Genomic DNA, 17,994 nt, shown 5'->3' with positions numbered 1-17,994 from the left:
TCACGCCCACGCGGTGATGGACGTGGAGCTGGAGGCCTCGCAGCACGTGGTGCGCGGCCAGGTCGAGGAGGCACGACGATGAGCCTGCTGGAGGTGAAGGGGCTGCGGCGCGACTACGGGGCGCTGCGCGCGGTGGACAACGTGTCGTTCAACCTGGAGGCCGGGAGCATCCTGGGCTTCATCGGGCCCAACGGCGCGGGCAAGAGCACCACGCTGCGCATCCTGGCCACGCTGGACGTGCCCACTTCGGGGACGGTGCTGCTGGACGGCACGTCGCTGGTGGACGCGCCGGACCGGGCCCGGCCGCTGCTGGGCTACATGCCGGACCGCTACGGCACCTACGACGACATCACCGTGAAGGAGTTCCTGGACTTCTTCGCGCGTGCGTACGGGCTGAAGGGCGCGCAGCGCAAGCAGCGCGTGGACTCGGTGATGGAGTTCACCGGGCTGGGGCCGCTGGCGGAGAAGCTCACCACGGAGCTGTCCAAGGGCATGCGTCAGCGCGTGGCGCTGGGGCGCACGCTCTTGCACGACCCGAGGCTCCTGCTGCTGGACGAACCGGCGGACGGGTTGGATCCGCGCGCGCGCATCGAGCTGCGGGAGTTGCTGCGCGCGCTGGCGGATCAGGGCAAGGCGGTCATCATCTCCAGCCACATCCTCACGGAGCTGGCGGAGATCTGCGACAGCTGCGTCATCATCGAGCAGGGGCGCCTGCTGGCCCAGGGCAAGGTGGAGGACCTGCTGCGCCAGAGCGCGGGCCCGTCCCGTGTGACGGAGCTGACGGTGCGGCTGGCGGCGGCGGGTGACGAGGGTGAAGCGCTGTGGGCGCGCACGGAGCGCACGCTGCTGGAGCAGCCGCGCGTGAAGGACGTGTCGCGCGAGGGCGGCGCGCTGCGCGTGCGGCTGGAACTGGAGGCGGACGCGGGGCCGGCGCAGGCGGAGGCGGCCGCGGCGGTGCTGCTGGCGGCACTGGTGGCGCAGGGGCTGCCGGTGTGCGCGTTCAGCCCGCGCGAGCGCAACTGGAGGACGCGTTCATGACGGTGACGAAGGGGAGGGTGGCGTGAGCACGCAAGCAAGTCCCGCGTCGGGCGCGGCCGAGTCCGCCCCGGGTGTCCCCGCCGTGACGTCCGACCGCTGGGAGAAGTGGGGCGACCGGCTCAACCCGCTGGTGGTGAAGGAGGTGCGGCAGGGGCTGCGCACGCGCGTGTTCTGGGTGTGCTTCGGGCTGTTGCTCGCGGCGTGCCTGGTGCTGTCGCTCATCGCGTTCGCCAACACGCACGCCAGCACGTACACGCGCGAGGGGCGCACGTACTTCTTCTCCTTCTTCGTGTGCCTGGCGCTGGTGCACTTCGGCGTCATCCCCTTCAACGCGTACCGCTCGCTGGCGCGCGAGCGCGAGGACGAGACGTGGTCGCTGCTGCTGCTCACGGGGCTGGGGCCCCGGCGCATCCTGGGCGGCAAGGTGGCGTCGTTCCTGGTGCAGGCGGCGCTGTACGCGTCGGCGGTGGGGCCGTTCCTGCTGTTCAGCTACTTCCTCAACGGCATCGACCTGCCCACCATCCTGATGGTGCTGCTGATGGGCGGAGCGTGGATGGTGTTCCTCACGCTCGTGTCGGTGTGCGCGGCGACGCTGGCGGACAGCCGGATGGGGCGGGCCGCGGTGCGGCTGGCGCTGGTGGGCGTGCTGGTGGTGACGTTCTTCCAGACGCTGACGTTCACCTTCGTGGTGACGCAGGAGCGCGGCAGCGGGTTCTCGTTCGACCGGGACTTCTTCCTGGGGCTGGGCGCGGCGTTCTGGGCGCTCGTGTCGACCGGCTGGCTGGTGTTCGAGACGGCGGTGTCGAGGCTGTCGCTGGTGACGGAGGACTACACGCGCCATCCCCGGCGGGCGCTGGTGGTGCAGATGGTCCTGACGTTCGTGGGGATGACGGCGGTGTGGTGGTGGCAGGGCAAGGACAACGACATCCCCGAGGTGATGGGCATGCTGGGAGGCCTGCACCTCATCTTCGCCACCCTCTTCATGGGGACGGACGTGGACGGGCAGTCGCGTCCCCTGCGCGCGGGAACTCGGGCCTGGTCGCTGCTCAAGCCCGGGGCGCTGCGCGGGTTCCGGCTGTCGGTGCTGCTGCTCGTGGGCTGGGCGGCCGGGTGCACGGTGCTGCTGTGGATGTCGGACGACTCGACGAGGACCCTGCGGATGACGATGCCGGTCATGGCGCTGGGGCTCTACGGGGTGCTGTATCTGTCGGTGGCGCTGCTGCTGGGACGGATGCCGCGCTCGGGGCGGTTCGCGTCGCCGGTGTCGGTGCGGCTGCTCTACGTCCTGGTGGGCGTGCTGGGGGCCGGGGTGCCGCCGCTGCTGGCGGTGTTCCTGGACCTGGAGGGGCGCGATGAATTGCTCAACCTGCTCAACCCGGTGCTGGGGACGCTGAACTTCGGCCGGTACGACTACAGCGACCCGAGCGGCCTGAAGATGCCGCCGGAGCTGCTGCTGTGCGTGGCGCTGGTGGCGTTCCTGGCGGCGTTCGCGGCGGACCGCGTGCTGGCGGACCGCGAGCGGCGGGTCCATCAGCGGTGAGCGCGAGGCTGGATGAGGCGGAGGTGGCGCGGCTGGCGCCGGGCTTGAGCCTGGCCCTGCCGCGCCTGCCGCAGCGGGGACGGGTGGGCGAGGTGCGTGCCACGTCCGCGGGCAGCGCGATGGAGCTGCACGACTTCCGCGCGTACCAGCCGGGGGATGACCTGCGGCAGCTGGACTGGAACGCGGTGGCGCGCACGGGGGAGCTGGTGTTGCGCGTGCGCCAGGACGAGGTGTCGCCGCGCGTGGAGGTGCTGCTGGACGGCTCGCGCAGCATGGGGTTGTCGCCGCGCAAGGCGGCGGGGGCTCGGGAGGTGGCGCTGCTGACGGTGGAGGTGGGCGGGAGGCAGGGGTTGACGCCGACGCTGCTGTGGGGCGGGGAGCGGTCGGAGCGGGTGCAGGGGCCGGCGTGCCGCGCGGCGCTGCGGGGCACGGAGTTCGAGGCGCGGGATGACCTGGCGTCGGCGCTGGGACGGCTGCCGCTGTTGCGGCCGTGTGGCTTGCGGGTGGTGGTGAGTGACTTCCTCTTCGAGACGGACCTGGAGGCGCTGTGCGCCCGGCTGTCGCGAGGAGCCTCGGCGCTGTTCCTGGTGCAGGTGCTGGACGCGGAGGACCTGGAGCCCACGGGCGGTGAGGGCGCGCGGCTGGTGGACGCGGAGAGCGGCGTGGCGCTGGAGGAGTTGCTGACGGACGGAGTGCTGGCCGCCTACGCCCGCCGCTTCGCGGAGCACCAGCGCGCGCTGAGGAGCGCGGCGACGCGGGCACGCGGAACGCTGCTCACCGTGAACGCGGCGGAGGGCTTGCGAGCACAGGTCGCGGGACCGCTGCGCGCATTGTTCATCGCGGGAGGCGGGGCGTGAGCTGCGTGGCGCGTGAAGCATGGAGCACGGGCGTGCGTGAGGGCAGGCGCGCTCGCGTGCTGTGCATCGCGGGAGGCGGGGCGTGAGCTTCGGGCTTCCCTGGGGGCTGCTGGCGCTGGGCGCGCTGGTGCCGTTGGTCGCGGCGTACTTCCTGCGCCGCCGGCAGAAGCCGGTGGTGGTGAGCGCGCTGTTCCTCTGGCGCACGCCGCGTCCTCGCGCGGAGGGCGGGCCGCGGTGGGAGCGCTTCACTCGCGAGGCGTCGCTGCTGCTGGAGGTGCTCGCCGTGCTCGCCGCCGCGCTGTATCTGGCGGACGTTCGCTTGGGCGAGACTGCTCGGCGCCGTCACCTCGTGCTGGTCGTGGATGGCAGCCTGTCCATGTCCGCTCGGACTCCGGATGGCAGGACGGTGCTGGAGCACGTGCGCACCGAGGCCGCGAAGCGCGTGGAGACCGAACGCGCGACGCACGTCACGGTGCTCGCGAGCGGTGTGTCGCCCCAGGTCATCGCTGGACCGGAGGCGGAGGCCTCGCGCGCCCTGGGCGCACTGGAGTCCTTCGAGGCTCGCGGGCCGGACCATGACGTCACGGCGTCGCTCCTCTGGGCGCAGGAGCTGGCCGGACCGGGCACGCGCGTGCACTTCTTCACCGACGCGCCACCCTCCACGGACGCGACCGTGCCTCCCTCCGTGCGCTGGACGGCGCTGGGCCGCTCCCAGGGCAACGTGGCGCTGGTCTCCGCACAGCGGCGCGACGAAGGCGGCCGGGCCACCGTGACGCTGCGGGTGGCTCGCTTCGGCGCGGGTCCTTCGGAAATCGAAGCTCGCGTGCGCGCCGCACCGGGACCGGGCGCTCGCGAGGGCACTGAGCGCACGGAGCGCATCCCGCTGCCGGAAGAGGGCGCCGCGACGGTGCACCTCACGTTCCGCGAGGCCGGCGACGTGGAGGTGTTCCTGCCGGACGACGCGCTCCCCGATGACGGACACGTGCGCCTGCCTCCGTCCCCCGTGATGCCGGTGGCGGTGGGGCTGACGGAGGGCCTGTCGCCCGCGTCGAAGCAGGCGCTGGAGCGCTTCCTGGCGGTGTCTCCCGACGTGGCGCATGGCACTCCCGTTCCCGGTGCGCCGGTGCTGTCCGTGGGCCCCGCGCGCGCGGAGGCCCGCGTGACGCTGGGCGCGGAAGGACCGCTGCGCACCTTCGTGGGGCCGTTCTTCATGGAGAAGGGCAGCTCGCTGATGGACGACGTACAGCTCGCGGGCGTGCGGTGGACGGCGGGCGCGAACCCTCCGGGCCGTCCGCTGATGACCGCGGGCGAGGCCGTGCTCGTGTCGGAAGAGGAGGGCGGACGGCTGCACCTCAACGTGGACCTGGCGCGCTCCAACCTCCAGCGCACCACCGCCTGGCCCGTGCTGTTGGGCAACGTGGTGCGTGAAGCGCGGCGGCTGCGCGAAGGCTTCCCCCGACATCAGCTCAACCTGGGCGAGTCGCTCGCCGTGGTGACGGAAGCCGGGGCTCGCTACGCGCTGAAGGGGCCCTCGGGGCGCAAGCCCGTGTTCGGCGCGGGCGCGCTGAGCCTCCCAGCGCCCACCCACCCCGGCCGCTATGTGCTGGAGCGCGAGGGCCGGGACGTGGACTCGCTGGAGGTGCTGGCGCTGGATGCGCGGGAGTCGGACCTGCGCGGCCGGGGCAGTACCGACGTGCCCGCGAAGGAAGCAGGCGAGGACTCCGAAGAGACCGGCGGCCATGAGCGCGCCCGCTGGCCCCTGGTGGTGCTGCTGGCCGCGCTGCTGGCGGACTTCTACGTCACGAGGAAGGCATGACCTTCACCCTTCCCCAGGCGTGGCTGCTGCTGTTGCCGCTGGGCCTCTTCCTGTGGCGCCATGGCCGGAGACCCGGCCCGCCCATGGTGCTGCGCTGGGCGCTGCTGGTGCTCGGCGTGGGCGCGCTGGCCGGGCCGGAGCTGCGGCTGGCCAACGCGGGCAGCGACGTGGCCGTGGTGGTGGACCGCTCGCGCTCCATGCCGCTGGACGTGGACCGCGTGGCGCAGGAGCTGATTTCGCTGGTGGAGTCCCAGCGCCGGCCGGGCGACCGCGTGGGCGTCATCACCTACGGTCGCGAGGCCCGGGTGGAGTCTCCGCTGTCGGAGGTCGGCCGGTTCGGCGGCTTCACGCGGCCGGTGGACGCGGAGGCGTCGGACCTGTCGGCCGCGCTGGATGCGGCGGGCGCGCTCATTCCCGCTGAACGCACGGGCCGGGTGCTCGTGGTGTCCGACGGGCGGGCCACGGGCGCGGATGCTCGGGGCGCGACGCGGCGGCTGGCGGCGCGAGGCATCGCGGTGGACTACCGGCAGGTGTCCCGTCCGGAGCCCGCGCTGGACGTGGCCGTCGTGTCCCTGGACGTGCCCGCCACCGTCTCCGTGCGCGAGCCCTTCCAGTTCTCCGCCGTGGTGCAGGCCACCTCCGCCGTCACCGGCACCGTGCGCCTGGAGCGCGACGGGAAGGTGCTGGTGAAGGGGCCGTTCGACTTCAAGCCCGGCCCCAACCTGTTGCCCCTTCGCGACCTGCTGGAGGAGCCGGGGCTCGTGCGCTACCGGCTCACGGTGGAGGTGCCCGGCGACGGCGTCCCCGAGAACGACGTGGGCGTGGGCGTACTGCGAGTGGAGGGCCCGCCGCGCGTGCTGCTGCTCACCTCGCAGCCCTCGGGCACGCTGGCGAAGGCGCTGTCGGCGACGGGAATGGAGGTGGACGTGAAGGCGCCGTTCCACCTGTCGCTGGAGGCGCTCGATGGGGTGGGCGTGGTGGTGCTGGAGAACGTGGACGCCAACGCGCTTGGCGAGACGGGCTTGAACGCGCTGGCGGACTACGTGGACCAGGCCGGCGGCGGGCTGGTGATGACGGGAGGGCGTTCGAGCTTCGGCGAGGGCGGCTACCGGCGTTCCCCCGTGGAGCCGTTGCTGCCCGTGTCGCTGGAGATGCGCGAGGAGCAGCGGCGCGCGTCGGTGGCGATGAGCGTGCTCATGGATTCCAGCTGCTCCATGGGCATGCAGGTGCCGGACGGCCGCACGAAGATGGAGCTGGCCGCGGAGGGCGTGACGGCGGCGCTCACGCTGCTCAACGCGAACGACGAAGCCTCCGTGCACATGGTGGACACGGAGCCGCACGAGGTCTTCCCGCTGAGCCCCGTGAGCGACGGCCTGCCGCTGGGCCAGGTGGCGAGGGGCTTCAGCGGCGGTGGCGGCATCTACGTGGGCGCGGCCCTGCGAGCGGGCCGCAAGGAGATCCTCCGCAGCGACAAGCCCACGCGGCACGTGGTGCTGTTCTCCGACGCGGCGGACTCCGAGGAGCCGGACGACTACCAGGCGACGCTGGCCGCGCTGCGGGAGGCCCACGTGACGGTGTCCGTCATCGGCCTGGGCAAGCCCACGGATCCGGACGCGGACCTGCTGCGCGAGGTGGCCCGGCGCGGAGAAGGGCGCATCTACTTCGCGGAAGACGCCATGAGCCTGCCGCGCATCTTCAGCCAGGAGACGCTCGCGGTGGCGAGGGCCACGTTCGTGGACGAGCCCGCGTCGATGGAGGCCGCGCCGGACCTGCCGCTGCTGGGGCCGCTGCCGACGACGGGGCTGCCGCAGGTGGGCGGCTACAACCTCACCTACCTGAAGCCCCGCGCGAACGTGGCGCTGCGCACGCTGGACACCAACGCCGCGCCGGTGCTGGCGCTGTGGCCGCATGGAGCCGGGCGCACGGTGGCGCTCACGGCGGAGGTGGACGGCAAGTACACGGGCGAGCTGCGCGAGTGGAGCGCGCTGCGGGCGACGCTGGAGGCGGTGGTGCGCTGGTCGATGGGGCGGGCCACGCCGAAGGAGGAGGCGGTGGTGCGCTCGGAGCGCCAGGGCAACCTGCTGCGAGTGACGTTGGACCTGCCGCCGGGAGAGCCGATGCCGGGAGCACTGCCCACGGCGGTGTTGCTGTCAGGCGACGGCCGCTCGGGCGCGGAGAAGCCGCTGCACTGGGAGGATGAGGACCGGCTGGTGGTCGAGTATCCCCTGAGCGGCAGCGGCACCTGGCATCCGGTGGTGAAGTGGGGCGGGCGCGTGTTGAGGGCGCCACCGGTAGCGCTGCCCTACGCGCCGGAGTTCGAACCGGGCAGCGCGAAGGAGGGGCTCAAGCTCCTGCGAGCCCTGGCGGCGGTGGGAGGCGGCCAGGAGCGGCTGTCGATGACAGGCCTGTTCGCGGAGGCGCCGGAGTCCGAGGGCCGCGTGCCGCTGGCTCCGTGGCTGGTGGCGTTCGCGCTGGCGGCGATGCTGGCGGAAGTGGCCGTGCGCCGGTTCCTCTCCGCGCCCCGAGTGAAAGCAGCCCGGGAGCGGCCCGCGAAGGACGCCAGGGCACGAGGGCCGGCGGAAGCACCGCGCACCGACGCAAGACCCACCGCGACACCGACCCGGCCTGCGCCAGAGGAGCCAACCCAGCAGAAGCCGGAACCCCCGAAGCCGCCCGCCGGAGTGGACTCCGCGCTGGAAGCCGCACGCGCCCGTGCACGGCGCCGCACAGGGCGCTGAAACGCTGAGCTCCAAGGAATGCCCCATCGCCCTGGGGCCGGACCACCAGGCGGGAACCTCCCGCCGAGTGGCGTCCAAACCTGTCCGACAGTCGGACAGGTTCCCGCGACGCGGCGTGAGGAGCCCCCAAGTCGAAGTCTCCAAACTGGTCGACTGTCGGACCAGTTTGGCGAGCTTCGACTTGGGGGCTCCACTCACGCGCGTCGCGGGAACTGTCCGACTGTCGGACAGGTTTGGACGCCACTCGGCGGAGGTTCCCGCCTGGTGGTCCGGCCCCAGGGCGATGGGGCATTCCTTGGAGCTCAGCGTTCAGCGCCCTGTGCGGCGCCGTGCACGGCGCGTGCGGCTTCCAGCGCGGAGTCCACTCCGGCGGGCGGCTTGGGGGTTCCGGCTTCTGCTGGGTTGGCTCCTCTGGCGCAGGCCGGGTCGGTGTCGCGGTGGGGTCTTGCGTCGGTGCGCGGTGCTTCCGCCGGCCCTCGTGCCCTGGCGTCCTTCGCGGGCCGCTCCCGGGCTGCTTTCACTCGGGGCGCGGAGAGGAACCGGCGCACGGCCACTTCCGCCAGCATCGCCGCCAGCGCGAACGCCACAGCCACGAGCCAGCGGCACGCGGCCCTCGGACTCCGGCGCCTCCGCGAACAGGCCTGTCATCGACAGCCGCTCCTGGCCGCCTCCCACCGCCGCCAGGGCTCGCAGGAGCTTGAGCCCCTCCTTCGCGCTGCCCGGTTCGAACTCCGGCGCGTAGGGCAGCGCTACCGGTGGCGCCCTCAACACGCGCCCGCCCCACTTCACCACCGGATGCCAGTGCCGCTGCCGCTCAGGGGATACTCGACCACCAGCCGGTCCTCATCCTCCCAGTGCAGCGGCTTCTCCGCGCCCGAGCGCCGTCGCCTGACAGCAAACACCGCCGTGGGCAGTGCTCCGGCATCGGCTCTCCGGCGGCAGGTCCAACGTCACTCGCAGCAGGTTGCCCTGGCGCTCCGAGCGCACCACCGCCTCCTCCTTCGGCGTGGCCCGCCCCATCGACCAGCGCACCACCGCCTCCAGCGTCGCCCGCAGCGCGCTCCACTCGCGCAGCTCGCCGTGTACTTGCCGTCCACCTCCGCCGTGAGCGCCACCGTGCGCCCGGCTCCATGCGGCCACAGCGCCAGCACCGGCGCGGCGTTGGTGTCCAGCGTGCGCAGCGCCACGTTCGCGCGGGGCTTCAGGTAGGTGAGGTTGTAGCCGCCCACCTGCGGCAGCCCCGTCGTCGGCAGCGGCCCCAGCAGCGGCAGGTCCGGCGCGGCCTCCATCGACGCGGGCTCGTCCACGAACGTGGCCCTCGCCACCGCGAGCGTCCCTGGCTGAAGATGCGCGGCAGGCTCATGGCGTCTTCCGCGAAGTAGATGCGCCCTTCTCCGCGCCGGGCCACCTCGCGCAGCAGGTCCGCGTCCGGATCCGTGGGCTTGCCCAGGCCGATGACGGACACCGTCACGTGGGCCTCCGCAGCGCGGCCAGCGTCGCCTGGTAGTCGTCCGGCTCTCGGAGTCCGCCGCGTCGGAGAACAGCACCACGTGCCGCGTGGGCTTGTCGCTGCGGAGGATCTCCTTGCGGCCCGCTCGCAGGGCCGCGCCCAGTAGATGCGCCACCGCCGCTGAAGCCCCTCGCCACCTGGCCAGCGGCAGGCGTCGCTCACGGGGCTCAGCGGGAAGACTCGTGCGGCTCCGTGTCCACCATGTGCACGGAGGCTTCGTCGTTCGCGTTGAGCAGCGTGAGCGCCGCCGTCACGCCCTCCGCGGCCAGCTCCATCTTCGTGCGGCCGTCCGGCACCTGCATGCCCATGGAGCAGCTGGAATCCATGAGCACGCTCATCGCCACCGACGCGCGCCGCTGCTCCTCGCGCATCTCCAGCGACACGGGCAGCAACGGCTCCACGGGGGAACGCCGGTAGCCGCCCTCGCCGAAGCTCGAACGCCCTCCCGTCATCACCAGCCCGCCGCCGGCCTGGTCCACGTAGTCCGCCAGCGCGTTCAAGCCCGTCTCGCCAAGCGCGTTGGCGTCCACGTTCTCCAGCACCACCACGCCCACCCCATCGAGCGCCTCCAGCGACAGGTGGAACGGCGCCTTCACGTCCACCTCCATTCCCGTCGCCGACAGCGCCTTCGCCAGCGTGCCCGAGGGCTGCGAGGTGAGCAGCAGCACGCGCGGCGGGCCCTCCACTCGCAGTACGCCCACGCCCACGTCGTTCTCGGGGACGCCGTCGCCGGGCACCTCCACCGTGAGCCGGTAGCGCACGAGCCCCGGCTCCTCCAGCAGGTCGCGAAGGGGCAAACAGGTTGGGGCCGGGCTTGAAGTCGAACGGCCCTTCACCAGCACCTTCCCGTCGCGCTCCAGGCGCACGGTGCCGGTGACGGCGGAGGTGGCCTGCACCACGGCGGGAGAACTGGAAGGGCTCGCGCACGGAGACGGTGGCGGGCACGTCCAGGGACACGACGGCCACGTCCAGCGCGGGCTCCGGACGGGACACCTGCCGGTAGTCCACCGCGATGCCTCGCGCCGCCAGCCGCCGCGTCGCGCCCCGAGCATCCGCGCCCGTGGCCCGCCCGTCGGACACCACGAGCACCCGGCCCGTGCGTTCAGCGGGAATGAGCGCGCCCGCGCATCCAGCGCGGCCGACAGGTCCGACGCCTCCGCGTCCACCGGCCGCGTGAAGCCGCCGAACCGGCCGACCTCCGACAGCGGAGACTCCACCCGGGCCTCGCGACCGTAGGTGATGACGCCCACGCGGTCGCCCGGCCGGCGCTGGGACTCCACCAGCGAAATCAGCTCCTGCGCCACGCGGTCCACGTCCAGCGGCATGGAGCGCGAGCGGTCCACCACCACGGCCACGTCGCTGCCCGCGTTGGCCAGCCGCAGCTCCGGCCCGGCCAGCGCGCCCACGCCGAGCACCAGCAGCGCCCAGCGCAGCACCATGGGCGGGCCGGGTCTCCGGCCATGGCGCCACAGGAAGAGGCCCAGCGGCAACAGCAGCAGCCACGCCTGGGGAAGGGTGAAGGTCATGCCTTCCTCGTGACGTAGAAGTCCGCCAGCAGCGCGGCCAGCAGCACCACCAGGGGCCAGCGGGCGCGCTCATGGCCGCCGGTCTCTTCGGAGTCCTCGCCTGCTTCCTTCGCGGGCACGTCGGTACTGCCCCGGCCGCGCAGGTCCGACTCCCGCGCATCCAGCGCCAGCACCTCCAGCGAGTCCACGTCCCGGCCCTCGCGCTCCAGCACATAGCGGCCGGGGTGGGTGGGCGCTGGGAGGCTCAGCGCGCCCGCGCCGAACACGGGCTTGCGCCCCGAGGGCCCCTTCAGCGCGTAGCGAGCCCCGGCTTCCGTCACCACGGCGAGCGACTCGCCCAGGTTGAGCTGATGTCGGGGGAAGCCTTCGCGCAGCCGCCGCGCTTCACGCACCACGTTGCCCAACAGCACGGGCCAGGCGGTGGTGCGCTGGAGGTTGGAGCGCGCCAGGTCCACGTTGAGGTGCAGCCGTCCGCCCTCCTCTTCCGACACGAGCACGGCCTCGCCCGCGGTCATCAGCGGACGGCCCGGAGGGTTCGCGCCCGCCGTCCACCGCACGCCCGCGAGCTGTACGTCGTCCATCAGCGAGCTGCCCTTCTCCATGAAGAACGGCCCCACGAAGGTGCGCAGCGGTCCTTCCGCGCCCAGCGTCACGCGGGCCTCCGCGCGCGCGGGGCCCACGGACAGCACCGGCGCACCGGGAACGGGAGTGCCATGCGCCACGTCGGGAGACACCGCCAGGAAGCGCTCCAGCGCCTGCTTCGACGCGGGCGACAGGCCCTCCGTCAGCCCCACCGCCACCGGCATCACGGGGGACGGAGGCAGGCGCACGTGTCCGTCATCGGGGAGCGCGTCGTCCGGCAGGAACACCTCCACGTCGCCGGCCTCGCGGAACGTGAGGTGCACCGTCGCGGCGCCCTCTTCCGGCAGCGGGATGCGCTCCGTGCGCTCAGTGCCCTCGCGAGCGCCCGGTCCCGGTGCGGCGCGCACGCGAGCTTCGATTTCCGAAGGACCCGCGCCGAAGCGAGCCACCCGCAGCGTCACGGTGGCCCGGCCGCCTTCGTCGCGCCGCTGTGCGGAGACCAGCGCCACGTTGCCCTGGGAGCGGCCCAGCGCCGTCCAGCGCACGGAGGGAGGCACGGTCGCGTCCGTGGAGGGTGGCGCGTCGGTGAAGAAGTGCACGCGCGTGCCCGGTCCGGCCAGCTCCTGCGCCCAGAGGAGCGACGCCGTGACGTCATGGTCCGGCCCGCGAGCCTCGAAGGACTCCAGTGCGCCCAGGGCGCGCGAGGCCTCCGCCTCCGGTCCAGCGATGACCTGGGGCGACACACCGCTCGCGAGCACCGTGACGTGCGTCGCGCGTTCGGTCTCCACGCGCTTCGCGGCCTCGGTGCGCACGTGCTCCAGCACCGTCCTGCCATCCGGAGTCCGAGCGGACATGGACAGGCTGCCATCCACGACCAGCACGAGGTGACGGCGCCGAGCAGTCTCGCCCAAGCGAACGTCCGCCAGATACAGCGCGGCGGCGAGCACGGCGAGCACCTCCAGCAGCAGCGACGCCTCGCGAGTGAAGCGCTCCCACCGCGGCCCGCCCTCCGCGCGAGGACGCGGCGTGCGCCAGAGGAACAGCGCGCTCACCACCACCGGCTTCTGCCGGCGGCGCAGGAAGTACGCCGCGACCAACGGCACCAGCGCGCCCAGCGCCAGCAGCCCCCAGGGAAGCCCGAAGCTCACGCCCCGCCTCCCGCGATGCACAGCACGCGAGCGCGCCTGCCCTCACGCACGCCCGTGCTCCATGCTTCACGCGCCACGCAGCTCACGCCCCGCCTCCCGCGATGAACAATGCGCGCAGCGGTCCCGCGACCTGTGCTCGCAAGCCCTCCGCCGCGTTCACGGTGAGCAGCGTTCCGCGTGCCCGCGTCGCCGCGCTCCTCAGCGCGCGCTGGTGCTCCGCGAAGCGGCGGGCGTAGGCGGCCAGCACTCCGTCCGTCAGCAACTCCTCCAGCGCCACGCCGCTCTCCGCGTCCACCAGCCGCGCGCCCTCACCGCCCGTGGGCTCCAGGTCCTCCGCGTCCAGCACCTGCACCAGGAACAGCGCCGAGGCTCCTCGCGACAGCCGGGCGCACAGCGCCTCCAGGTCCGTCTCGAAGAGGAAGTCACTCACCACCACCCGCAAGCCACACGGCCGCAACAGCGGCAGCCGTCCCAGCGCCGACGCCAGGTCATCCCGCGCCTCGAACTCCGTGCCCCGCAGCGCCGCGCGGCACGCCGGCCCCTGCACCCGCTCCGACCGCTCCCCGCCCCACAGCAGCGTCGGCGTCAACCCCTGCCTCCCGCCCACCTCCACCGTCAGCAGCGCCACCTCCCGAGCCCCCGCCGCCTTGCGCGGCGACAACCCCATGCTGCGCGAGCCGTCCAGCAGCACCTCCACGCGCGGCGACACCTCGTCCTGGCGCACGCGCAACACCAGCTCCCCCGTGCGCGCCACCGCGTTCCAGTCCAGCTGCCGCAGGTCATCCCCCGGCTGGTACGCGCGGAAGTCGTGCAGCTCCATCGCGCTGCCCGCGGACGTGGCACGCACCTCGCCCACCCGTCCCCGCTGCGGCAGGCGCGGCAGGGCCAGGCTCAAGCCCGGCGCCAGCCGCGCCACCTCCGCCTCATCCAGCCTCGCGCTCACCGCTGATGGACCCGCCGCTCGCGGTCCGCCAGCACGCGGTCCGCCGCGAACGCCGCCAGGAACGCCACCAGCGCCACGCACAGCAGCAGCTCCGGCGGCATCTTCAGGCCGCTCGGGTCGCTGTAGTCGTACCGGCCGAAGTTCAGCGTCCCCAGCACCGGGTTGAGCAGGTTGAGCAATTCATCGCGCCCCTCCAGGTCCAGGAACACCGCCAGCAGCGGCGGCACCCCGGCCCCCAGCACGCCCACCAGGACGTAGAGCAGCCGCACCGACACCGGCGACGCGAACCGCCCCGAGCGCGGCATCCGTCCCAGCAGCAGCGCCACCGACAGATACAGCACCCCGTAGAGCCCCAGCGCCATGACCGGCATCGTCATCCGCAGGGTCCTCGTCGAGTCGTCCGACATCCACAGCAGCACCGTGCACCCGGCCGCCCAGCCCACGAGCAGCAGCACCGACAGCCGGAACCCGCGCAGCGCCCCGGGCTTGAGCAGCGACCAGGCCCGAGTTCCCGCGCGCAGGGGACGCGACTGCCCGTCCACGTCCGTCCCCATGAAGAGGGTGGCGAAGATGAGGTGCAGGCCTCCCAGCATGCCCATCACCTCGGGGATGTCGTTGTCCTTGCCCTGCCACCACCACACCGCCGTCATCCCCACGAACGTCAGGACCATCTGCACCACCAGCGCCCGCCGGGGATGGCGCGTGTAGTCCTCCGTCACCAGCGACAGCCTCGACACCGCCGTCTCGAACACCAGCCAGCCGGTCGACACGAGCGCCCAGAACGCCGCGCCCAGCCCCAGGAAGAAGTCCCGGTCGAACGAGAACCCGCTGCCGCGCTCCTGCGTCACCACGAAGGTGAACGTCAGCGTCTGGAAGAACGTCACCACCAGCACGCCCACCAGCGCCAGCCGCACCGCGGCCCGCCCCATCCGGCTGTCCGCCAGCGTCGCCGCGCACACCGACACGAGCGTGAGGAACACCATCCACGCTCCGCCCATCAGCAGCACCATCAGGATGGTGGGCAGGTCGATGCCGTTGAGGAAGTAGCTGAACAGCAGGAACGGCCCCACCGCCGACGCGTACAGCGCCGCCTGCACCAGGAACGACGCCACCTTGCCGCCCAGGATGCGCCGGGGCCCCAGCCCCGTGAGCAGCAGCAGCGACCACGTCTCGTCCTCGCGCTCGCGCGCCAGCGAGCGGTACGCGTTGAAGGGGATGACGCCGAAGTGCACCAGCGCCAGGCACACGAAGAAGGAGAAGAAGTACGTGCGCCCCTCGCGCGTGTACGTGCTGGCGTGCGTGTTGGCGAACGCGATGAGCGACAGCACCAGGCACGCCGCGAGCAACAGCCCGAAGCACACCCAGAACACGCGCGTGCGCAGCCCCTGCCGCACCTCCTTCACCACCAGCGGGTTGAGCCGGTCGCCCCACTTCTCCCAGCGGTCGGACGTCACGGCGGGGACACCCGGGGCGGACTCGGCCGCGCCCGACGCGGGACTTGCTTGCGTGCTCACGCCACCCTCCCCTTCGTCACCGTCATGAACGCGTCCTCCAGGTTGCGCTCGCGCGGGCTGAACGCGCACACCGGCAGCCCCTGCGCCACCAGTGCCGCCAGCAGCACCGCCGCGGCCGCCTCCGCCTGCGCCGGCCCCGCGTCCGCCTCCAGTTCCAGCCGCACGCGCAGCGCGCCGCCCTCGCGCGACACGTCCTTCACGCGCGGCTGCTCCAGCAGCGTGCGCTCCGTGCGCGCCCACAGCGCTTCACCCTCGTCACCCGCCGCCGCCAGCCGCACCGTCAGCTCCGTCACACGGGACGGGCCCGCGCTCTGGCGCAGCAGGTCCTCCACCTTGCCCTGGGCCAGCAGGCGCCCCTGCTCGATGATGACGCAGCTGTCGCAGATCTCCGCCAGCTCCGTGAGGATGTGGCTGGAGATGATGACCGCCTTGCCCTGATCCGCCAGCGCGCGCAGCAACTCCCGCAGCTCGATGCGCGCGCGCGGATCCAACCCGTCCGCCGGTTCGTCCAGCAGCAGGAGCCTCGGGTCGTGCAAGAGCGTGCGCCCCAGCGCCACGCGCTGACGCATGCCCTTGGACAGCTCCGTGGTGAGCTTCTCCGCCAGCGGCCCCAGCCCGGTGAACTCCATCACCGAGTCCACGCGCTGCTTGCGCTGCGCGCCCTTCAGCCCGTACGCACGCGCGAAGAAGTCCAGGAACTCCTTCACGGTGATGTCGTCGTAGGTGCCGTAGCGGTCCGGCATGTAGCCCAGCAGCGGCCGGGCCCGGTCCGGCGCGTCCACCAGCGACGTGCCGTCCAGCAGCACCGTCCCCGAAGTGGGCACGTCCAGCGTGGCCAGGATGCGCAGCGTGGTGCTCTTGCCCGCGCCGTTGGGCCCGATGAAGCCCAGGATGCTCCCGGCCTCCAGGTTGAACGACACGTTGTCCACCGCGCGCAGCGCCCCGTAGTCGCGCCGCAGCCCCTTCACCTCCAGCAGGCTCATCGTCGTGCCTCCTCGACCTGGCCGCGCACCACGTGCTGCGAGGCCTCCAGCTCCACGTCCATCACCGCCGTGGGCGTGAAGCCGCGCCCGCCCAGCCGCGCCACGAACGTCCCTTCGTCCAGCGGCATCGCCAGGGCGGGCACCGCCCCCGGGAAGCGGTAGGACGGCTCGCCCTGGAACTCCAGCAGGTCGGTCACCGTCGTCCCCTCGATGCCCTTCGTGGCCGTCCCCTCCGCGCCGTCCGCAATCTCCGGCAGGTTCCAGAGCCAGCCGTCCAGCCTCAGCGTGCCGCCCCGCAGGGGCGCCCCCAGCGCGTTCTGCACCTGCACGGTGGCGCCCGACCTGCGCACCGTCAGCCGCGCGCGAGAGGGAATCACGGCGACCTCGCCCCACTCGCGGTAGCTGCGCGAGGGCAGGAAGCTGTTCTTCACCGCCAGCCCGTTCGTCCAGTCCAGCGAGCGCGGCGGATCCTCCGGCTCCTTCGGGGCCAGCAGCACGCTGGAGGCGGGCATGCGCACGCCGTCCTCGGCGAGGTTGGCGTACCAGGCGTTGAGGCCCACCGTCACCGCGCGCGCCCGCTCGCGGTCCAGCAGCGTGAGGCTGTAGCGCGCGGTGTGCACGCTGAAGCCGTCCACCAGCACCGACCACGCCACCAATCCCAGACACGTGAGGGCCGCCAGCGAGGGCACGGCGATGAGCACCGCGAGCGGCCCCTTCCGCCGGGCGAGCATCCACCCGCCGGGCCCCACCGCGAGCGAGAAGAGGAAGATGAGCAGCAGGAAGCGGCCCACGGGCGCGCGGGCGCTGGAGAGCAGCGGCATCCGCCCGTCGCTCAGCAGGTCGTTGCGCTCCCACCGGGGCGGCGGGCCCGCGGGCACCACCACGGCCGGCGACCGTTCCGCGTCCACCCCCAGGTCGAAGCCGCAGCCCGGCGCGCGCGTCCGGCACTCGCGGAACTGGCGCACGGTTCCGAAACCGTAGAGCGACAGCTCCGCCTTGTCGTCCTGGAGCAGCGGGAAGCGCAGGCGCGGATTCGCGGGGGGCTGGTCGAGCACCAGCTTGCCGCCGCTCACGGCGAACGCCTCCAGCACCGCCCAGACGTCGTCGGGCACCTGATCCGCCGGCGCCGCCACCAGCACCGCGTCGTAGCCCGCGTAGGCGGCCAGCTCACGCGGCGCGATGTGCGGATCCACGAAGCGCGTGGCGACAAGCGGCTCCGTGTTCTCCACCGCGCGGCTCAACCCGGTCGCCTTCTCGAAGGCCTTCACGTCGCCCAGCACCATCACGCGCGCGCCCCGGTAGCTGTCCAGGTAGAAGCCGTGGGCCGCGGTGTCCATGCCGGGCGAGTCCATGTGGAGCGTCCCCGACTGCAGGTCCGCGGGCAGCAGGAGCCACGTGACGGTGCGCTCGCGAGGCGCCAGTTGCAGCGAGCGCTCCACGACGCGCCCCTGCGAGTGGACGGACAGGCGCACCGGACGCGGCTGGCCACTGGTGTTGTGCACCGTCACCTGGAGGGGCGTGTAGCCCCGGTTCGGCACCAGCGTGACCCCGCGCACGGTGGCCTTGAGGTCGCCCAGGTCGGGGAAGGTGTCCGCCGATTCCGACACCTCGCGGTAGCCGCTGCCTTCGGGCTCCTTCTCCCGCGCCTCCTCCACCGTCGCCGGCACCGCCACCGCCGCCGCTGGCACGGCCACCTCCTCCATCGCCGGGCCGGTCGCGAACGCCACCGTTCCACCGGGCACACCCGGCAGGCCCGTCCAGAGCAGGGCTCCGAGCAGCACGGCGCCGGCCAGGGACAC

The 17,994-nt window shown here is 73.0% G+C and carries 11 protein-coding genes and 1 pseudogene; 5 read left to right on the top strand and 7 right to left on the bottom strand.

Translation table 11 applies throughout. From position 1 onward, the window contains the following. Window positions 1–78 precede the first annotated feature (78 nt). From JYK02_RS26865 to JYK02_RS26845, 5 genes and pseudogenes are all read left to right on the top strand, one after another. Window positions 79–1,064: pseudogene (locus JYK02_RS26865) on the top strand (ABC transporter ATP-binding protein). Then, on the top strand, window positions 1,061–2,578 hold the full coding sequence (locus tag JYK02_RS26860) for an ABC transporter permease (protein ID WP_207055080.1): 1,518 nt from the start codon (window positions 1,061–1,063) through the stop codon (window positions 2,576–2,578). The pseudogene JYK02_RS26865 and the gene JYK02_RS26860 overlap by 4 nt, the downstream one beginning before the upstream one ends. Then, window positions 2,575–3,435 (top strand): DUF58 domain-containing protein, encoded by an 861-nt coding sequence (locus JYK02_RS26855; RefSeq protein ID WP_207055081.1) that lies wholly within the window; start codon window positions 2,575–2,577, stop codon window positions 3,433–3,435. Before JYK02_RS26860 ends, JYK02_RS26855 begins: the two co-directional genes overlap by 4 nt. 82 nt (window positions 3,436–3,517) lie before the next feature. Continuing rightward, a complete protein-coding gene (locus JYK02_RS26850; RefSeq protein WP_207055082.1) occupies window positions 3,518–5,251 on the top strand; it encodes a BatA domain-containing protein in 1,734 nt (577 codons plus the stop codon). Continuing rightward, window positions 5,248–7,989 carry a VWA domain-containing protein gene (locus JYK02_RS26845; protein WP_207055083.1) on the top strand — a complete coding sequence of 914 codons (2,742 nt, stop codon included), beginning with the start codon at window positions 5,248–5,250 and terminating at the stop codon, window positions 7,987–7,989. Before JYK02_RS26850 ends, JYK02_RS26845 begins: the two co-directional genes overlap by 4 nt. Window positions 7,990–8,939: 950 nt before the next feature. Here JYK02_RS26845 and JYK02_RS39915 read toward each other — a convergent pair. The 7 genes from JYK02_RS39915 to JYK02_RS26815 all read right to left on the bottom strand — a co-directional run bounded on the left by JYK02_RS39915 (window position 8,940) and on the right by JYK02_RS26815 (window position 17,994). Then, window positions 8,940–9,314, bottom strand: a complete 375-nt coding sequence (locus JYK02_RS39915) for a hypothetical protein (protein WP_242588913.1) — start codon at window positions 9,312–9,314, stop codon at window positions 8,940–8,942. A gap of 352 nt (window positions 9,315–9,666) precedes the next feature. Next, on the bottom strand, window positions 9,667–11,025 hold the full coding sequence (locus JYK02_RS40515; RefSeq protein WP_277991407.1) for a vWA domain-containing protein: 1,359 nt from the start codon (window positions 11,023–11,025) through the stop codon (window positions 9,667–9,669). Next, complete coding sequence (locus JYK02_RS26835; protein ID WP_207055082.1) at window positions 11,022–12,755, bottom strand: BatA domain-containing protein; 1,734 nt, start codon at window positions 12,753–12,755, stop codon at window positions 11,022–11,024. The genes JYK02_RS40515 and JYK02_RS26835 overlap by 4 nt, the downstream gene beginning before the upstream one ends. An 82-nt stretch (window positions 12,756–12,837) precedes the next feature. Beyond that, on the bottom strand, window positions 12,838–13,698 hold the full coding sequence (locus JYK02_RS26830) for a DUF58 domain-containing protein (RefSeq protein ID WP_207055081.1): 861 nt from the start codon (window positions 13,696–13,698) through the stop codon (window positions 12,838–12,840). Then, a complete protein-coding gene (locus tag JYK02_RS26825) occupies window positions 13,695–15,212 on the bottom strand; it encodes an ABC transporter permease (RefSeq protein WP_207055080.1) in 1,518 nt (505 codons plus the stop codon). Before JYK02_RS26825 ends, JYK02_RS26830 begins: the two co-directional genes overlap by 4 nt. Then, on the bottom strand, window positions 15,209–16,195 hold the full coding sequence (locus JYK02_RS26820; RefSeq protein ID WP_207055079.1) for an ABC transporter ATP-binding protein: 987 nt from the start codon (window positions 16,193–16,195) through the stop codon (window positions 15,209–15,211). The genes JYK02_RS26825 and JYK02_RS26820 overlap by 4 nt, the downstream gene beginning before the upstream one ends. Continuing rightward, the gene (locus JYK02_RS26815; RefSeq protein WP_207055078.1) at window positions 16,192–17,994 is read right to left on the bottom strand and encodes a hypothetical protein; all 1,803 of its coding nucleotides are present in this window, start codon (window positions 17,992–17,994) and stop codon (window positions 16,192–16,194) included. Before JYK02_RS26815 ends, JYK02_RS26820 begins: the two co-directional genes overlap by 4 nt.

It is taken from the genome of Corallococcus macrosporus (genome assembly GCF_017302985.1).
Lineage (GTDB): Bacteria > Myxococcota > Myxococcia > Myxococcales > Myxococcaceae > Corallococcus > Corallococcus macrosporus_A.
The sequence above is the reverse complement of the archived record's forward strand: the minus strand, read 5'-3'. Positions and strand labels throughout refer to the sequence as shown.